Source organism: Aquidulcibacter sp. (genome assembly GCF_044346625.1).
GTDB lineage: Bacteria > Pseudomonadota > Alphaproteobacteria > Caulobacterales > Aquidulcibacteraceae > Aquidulcibacter.
The window spans coordinates 1-6389 of the sequence record NZ_JBIIYV010000112.1; the positions used below are offsets into that span (position 1 = coordinate 1).

General features: G+C 56.7%; 5 protein-coding genes. All 5 read right to left on the reverse strand.

Annotation, left to right across the window (positions count from 1 at the left end; genetic code table 11):
- Positions 1-8: 8 nt before the first annotated feature.
- A complete protein-coding gene (locus tag ACIQ20_RS15430; RefSeq protein ID WP_395781851.1) occupies positions 9-2219 on the reverse strand; it encodes a GumC family protein in 2211 nt (736 codons plus the stop codon).
- Between the two features lie 171 nt (positions 2220-2390).
- Entirely contained in the window at positions 2391-3746 is a 1356-nt protein-coding gene (locus ACIQ20_RS15435) for an outer membrane beta-barrel protein (RefSeq protein WP_395781853.1), read from the reverse strand.
- A gap of 134 nt (positions 3747-3880) precedes the next feature.
- Positions 3881-4330, reverse strand: a complete 450-nt coding sequence (locus tag ACIQ20_RS15440; RefSeq protein WP_395781855.1) for a hypothetical protein — start codon at positions 4328-4330, stop codon at positions 3881-3883.
- Positions 4331-4418: 88 nt separating this feature from the next.
- On the reverse strand, positions 4419-5534 hold the full coding sequence (locus ACIQ20_RS15445) for an SLBB domain-containing protein (RefSeq protein WP_395781857.1): 1116 nt from the start codon (positions 5532-5534) through the stop codon (positions 4419-4421).
- Between the two features lie 199 nt (positions 5535-5733).
- Positions 5734-6389 (reverse strand): sugar transferase (locus tag ACIQ20_RS15450; protein ID WP_395781859.1); only part of this gene is annotated, 656 nt, incomplete at its 5' end.

Here is a 6389-nt window from a genome sequence, read left to right on the forward strand (position 1 = left end):
GCCAATCCTTAAGAAGAGTAATATTTTGAGTAAGAGTTATAGTATGAGGCGGAGTCGCCTCGTGTGTATTTGGATTGTGCTTTGAAGTCGACGGAGTTGAGTGCGACGCCGCGGGGTGTGATGTGGGCGGATTGGAGTTCGTGGACGGCGATGCGGATGGCGTCGCCGGTGGTAGCGCCCCAGCGGACGACGAGGATGACGGCGTCGGCTTGACGGGCCATGGTTTGGGTCTCGGCGACAGCGAGCACGGGTGCGGTATCGACGACGATGAACTGGTAGTGAGGGCGCAGGGTGTCGAGGAGACCTGAGAAGCGCTCGAGGGCTTGATCGACACCGGTACGGTCGTTGATTGCTTGGGTTGGCAAGATGTCGAGATCGGTGAGGAGATCGCGGGACAGGGCGGCTTCCAGGCGGTCGTGATGATTGATGACCTCGATTAGATTGGTTTTGGCTTCGATGCCGGCGATATTGGCGATGGTCGGCCTGCGGATATCGGCTTCGATGAGGATGGTTTTAGCCCCGGACATGGCAAGGGTTCTGGAGAAGGCCAGAGCGGTGGTGGACTTGCCTTCTCCGGCGACGGCGGACGAGAACAGGATGACTTGGGGGACTTTTTCGCCATCTGGGGCGAGGATGAGGTCGGCGCGGAGTTGGCGCAGGGCCTCGGCATAAAGCGAGAGGGGTTTGACGGCGACATAGTCAGCTGGGCCCTGCCCCCCGGTTGCGGCGAGGTCTTTGACTTCGCGCGCGGTGAGTTTGGGGACGGAGACGAGGCAGGGAGCCCCGGTCCAGTCTTCAACCGCTTGGGGGGTGCGTAAGCCACGCTGGAGGCTTTCCAGAAGCACGATCAGACCTGCGGCAAGGGCGAGGCCTGCGAGCAGGCCTTGGGCAAGGTCTTGGGTAGGCTTGGGCGAGTCTGGTCGGCCTGGGATTTGGGCGCGCACGATGATGCGACCATCCGGGCGCTGGAGTTTTTCAAGGTCTGTGATTTGTTGGAGGCGCTGAACATAGCCCTGATAGGTGGATTCTGTGGCGGTGACTTGGCTTTGCAACTGTTGCTGGATCGAAGCGCGACGGGTGTCGCGGCCCAGAACAGAAGTCCAACGGGCGAGCTCTGCTTCAATGGCAGCCACCCGGCGCTGGGCAACTTGTAACTCGTTGGAAGTGCCCCGCGATGACCTGGCCACTTCTTGTTGCAATTGACGACGAATATCGTTGAGTTGTTCGCGGGCGACTTGCATTTGAGGATGGGAAGGTCCGTAGCGCACCGAGAGTTCAGAGATGCGGCGCTGGACTTCGCCTTCACTGATGCGCAGGGCTTGGACAGATGGGGATTCAAAAGAGTCGACACCAGCGCTGCTAAAGCCTGAAGAGCCACGCGCTTGGCGGGCGGCGACATCGGCGCGGGCCTGGCTTAATTGGGCTGACAGCGCGCTGACTTGTTGATCGGCCAAACCGGCTCCGCCCACATTGAGGCCACTGGCCGCGCGCTCAGCTTGCAGGGCTGCTGATTGTTGCTTGAGTTGGACACCCACCTGCTCAACTTGCTGTTGCAACCAGATCTTGGCCTGACGGGTGGTGGAGAGTTTGGAATCCAATTGTTCAGCCAAATAGCCTTCCGCAACCGCATCCACGATCTGGGCAGCCTTAACCGGATTGGAGGCCGTCATTTTGATGACGATAACCGTACTGCCGGTGACGGTTTCAACACTGAGCGCGCGGGATAGAATGGCTTTAGTTACTTCGATTTGACGGGCATCGGGTGCTTGAACGGCTGTCTGGCCAGCCGATGCCGGCTTAGCCGCTGCGGGAGAGGTCGGAGCCGGGGCCTGATAGGACAGATAGGGATTAAACTCTGGATCATTCTGCAGGTTCAACTGACGTACCACCCGCTCCATCAAAGCTGGTGACCGCAAGGATTGCACTTCATTGGATAGACGTGGGCTGACCGCTTTAACCGCAGCAGTATCTTCACTGGCGATCTGATTGCTCTGATCTTCAATCAGAATGGAGGTTGAGGACACATAGCGGACCGGGGTCACGGCTGTCTTCACAAAGCCAAGGACCAGACCCAGCACAATGCCCGCCAGCAAAATCGGCCAGCGACGACGCAGCAGATTAAACGCTGTATCCACCATCGCCCCGATTGAACCGTCATCACTAGGGGCAATTCGGGTGGTACGGGCGTTTGAGTACGACAGCGAGGCTGCGTCCGACATTACTAACTCCAATCACATACTGACACAGGCGCACTGAGAATGCCTCAGTCAGCCCAGCTTGAATCCTGCTGTGATACAACATGGTCATCCCAAATTGGGACGCCCCACACCGTTTCGACCGGCTCAGGCCCTGCTAGGGTTCCAGAGATGTCTCCAAAACCCTTTAGAAGCTTAACGCCGCAGCGACAGACGTACGCCGTAGCGTGTCTCTTCAAAATTCAGGCCAGCCACATTGTTTGTTTCAAGCTTCTCATTGGTGACATTAAACACCACAGACAGCCATTGGGTGAGCAAAAGCGCACCTGAAGCAGTCAAAGTGGTACGCTCGTCGCGGCGCATAACATTGTCATACTCAAATATCTCGCGTTGGGCGCGGGCTGAAAGTACCAAATTGGAACGCACATCCCAATCCAACTGGCCACCCAGACCTGTCGTAATCGCCGAACCCGAACCTTGAACGGGGGAATCGGTGATGTTGCGCGTCGCCACCAAACCGACGGTCACCAAGGTCGTCGGGAACCATTCCACAGCCGCCCGATAGCCAAAAGCTTCGCTATCATCATAAAGAGCTGCATCAAAGCTCTGCGACAAATAGCCAATAGCGACTTCGCCGCGCGCAAGGTCGGAGAGGTCAAAATTGACCCCGACCATGGCTTGGTTCTGATCGGAATCGCGCGCGGGGAACAAACCACCTGTGCGCTCTTGATAATTGCGGGTGCCATAGGTCCCGCTGGCAAAGATCGCCGTGCTGGGGGTGAGCGCAAAGTCGGCGCGCAAGGTCAGAGCTGCCCCTTCCGAGTTGCGATCAACCTGCGACAGAATGGTGCCATTGGTCAAAGGCACAGGATCAAAGCTGATGTCACTCACATCCACATTGGCCGACAAACGCGTACGGGTTAGTTCCCACACACCACCCACGGTCAAAGCGCTTTGCTCATACTGGCCAGGCTCTGCCACATTAACGGGTAGGCCTGCTGTCGAGCGGCTCTCGGTACCTTCAAAATAGCGGTAAGCCGCCTGCAGATTGGCTCCACGGCGGACGTCGAGACGACCCGAAGCTTGAAGCTCTACATCGGTTGCATCTTCAGTCGAGAAATCCTGATACACCGTACCAGCAAAGCCTGCCCCCAAGCTCACCGCATGGCGGCTCCAATTGGACGATAAGGTCATACGGGGGCGAATAATATAGCCCGTATCGCTTTGGCCATTGGTGTTGGCCCGCTTGGCATTGTCGGTCTGGAACGTATCATAATCAATCGTCGGGCTTAAGATGAAAGCACCCAGACGCACATTGACCGGCTCTAACGGCAAGCCGCTGGCAGACGCCCGAGGCTTGTCGCGTACGCCGCTGTTGCGACCCCGATCAACAAACTGGCCACGATAGCTCGACACCGAAGCGTTGGAGCCAACCGCTTGCAAGGTCCCAAATTGGATCAAGGTCGGATTGGGATTAATAACTTGGGCAAAAGCCAAGCCCGGAAGCCCAACAAGGCCTGCAACCAGTCCCATTTGTATCGTTCGTATCATCTCGTTCACCACACTTACGCCGTTACCAGCGTCGGATTGATCTTCAACAGACCTAAAGTCTGTCCCCATGAAAATTGTCGCAACCAGACTTCCTCAAAAGTCTATTTCCCTCAACGGGCCCATCAAAGGCTTCATCAAGGTGCTGGTTGATGGCTTGAGCCTGTGGAAGCCCCAGATCCCGCTGGTGGCAAAGGCAGACCCGTGCCACCCCCGGTATCCCCGGTCGCCGATCCCAAGGAAGCCAAGGTCAAAGACCGCAAGCCACGAAGCCCTGCTTGATCGGCTTCACTGCACCATAAAGGGATCCGCTCGGGAGCGCGCTTGCGCAATTCTTCCAGCAAAGCCCCGGATGGACATTGGTTCAGCAAGCGCGTCAGCGCATCGACCACAACCGCAGAGCTTGCCCCCGACGCTTCAATCGTCGCCGACACCGCCGGTACCACAGGCTGGTTCGCGCTGGCTGCTGCTTGGACCGCGCCAATCAGTTTCATCTGCAGGGATTGAGACGTTTCCGCCGCACCCGCAACACTGCCAAGACCAAGAACGGTCATGCCAGCCAGGCCAATCATCAGTTTTTTCATCATCACCAATATCCCCACCTGACTTCTCAGTCAGCTCTCAGGCAATCGCCTAGTTATTATCAAGGAGCAACCCTTAAGAGTCCAGTCTTACCTAGAAGAACCTCTCAGGAACTCGGATTGTGTCACCTTTTTTCACGACCAAATCATTGGTCAACTTATAGCGCTTCTCTTTTGCTTCTCCAGCATGGCGAATAAATACATTGCGGGTATCCGCACGCGTCGTAAATCCGCCCGCCAAAATCGCTGCCGTCGTCACAGAAAGACCAGGCCGCATCGGTAATTCGCCTGTCGAGGCCACTTCACCCGTGATGAAAAACGACGATTTGTCGACCCGCATGGTGTCGCCAGATTGTACCAAGGCACCTGAATCAAACGGCACCGCAATCTCTTTCTCACTGCCAGCACGCTTCACAAACACCGTCTGGGTATCTGCCAATTCGGTAAAGCCCCCCGCTTGGGCCACCGCCGTACGTACCGTCAAACCCGGCGGAATCGGCAGCTCCCCTTGGGTGCGAACCTCGCCATAAATAAACATAGCCGACTTATCGATCCGGATCGTATCGCCGGGCATCACCGGAACCCCACTGCGCACCACAAGCTCTTCTTCTTCAGGCGAACCCTCCCGGCGAATGTACACACGCTGGGTATTGGCCAAAGGCGTAAATCCACCCGCTTGAGCCACCGCATTCAATAACGTCAGACCCGATGCAAACGGATGCTCACCCGGCATCTTCACTTCCCCCAACACAAAGATCGGCCGGAAGTTCAAAATCTGCGCACTCACACGGGGATCCACCAAATAGCCATTCTTCAATCGACGCTCCACTTCACGTTGGAACGTGCGCAAATTCATTCCCGCAGCCTGAACCTCGCCCACCAAAGGCAGCGACGCCATACCGCCAGAATCAATCACAAACTCACCCGATAAATCCGCTTCCCCAAACACCATCAACCGTACCCGGTCATTGGGGGCCAACACATAATCCAACCCCGCACCCGCGCCCACAGCGCTCACCGCCTCAGCGCCCGATGCCTGCGCATTCATCGCCGCGCCCATTTGGTTCTGACTCTGGCTCACTAAGGGCACAAATTGCGACTTCGTCGGGGTTTGGGCCTGCACCTGCGCGAAACCCAACCCAGCATTCAACACAAGCGCGCTCATCACCAAGCTCAACGCCAGCAACAAACCGCCCAAAACTCTCTTCATACCTTCACCAGATACAAGCATTGTTTGTCCTTCAATCTCATAGGCCCCAGCCCACTTGATTTTAACTTCTCGCAGGCTCCAACCCGCTTGATCTTGATTTCCTCGCGGGCTCCAACCCGCTTGATATTCTTTACCTCTCGCAGGCTCCAACCCGCTTGATATTCTTTACTTCTCGCAGGCTCCAGCCTGCGAGCGGGGATCACAAAATCCGCCGCAAATCCAACACAGCTCCCGCCGTCCGCAACAAAATGTGAAAATCCATCCCTGCATGGCAATGCACTGCGTAAAACGCATCATAACGCGCCTTCGCCTTCGGCTTCACACTGTTGCGACCATTCACCTGCGCCAAGCCCGTAATCCCGGGACGCACGCTAAAACATTCCGGAAACAGCGTCCGGCGGATCTTCGTCGTCGGGTCATTGGCCAACAACGGACGCGGACCCACCAAACTCATATCCCCCACAGCCACCGACCATAGCTGGGGCAGCTCATCAATACTCAGCTTGCGCAAGAACTGGCCAATCGGCGTCAAATATCCGCACGTCCCGTCAAACGCCTCCCGCGGCATCGACGGAGCCTCTACCTGCATCGTGCGAAACTTCGGCATCATAAACAATCCACCGCCAAGTCCCACACGGCGCGACCAATAAAGCCCAGGACCCTTACTCGTTACCTTCACCGCCACCCAGACACACAACAGAAATGGCAACAAAAACAACAATAAAAGCCCGCTAACACCCACGTCAAACCAACGCTTCGCTCCATAGCCGCTCACACGCGACACCAACGTGTCACCACCAGAATATAATCCATCCATCCGATCAATACTCAACATACGTCCCCTCCTCACGTCGG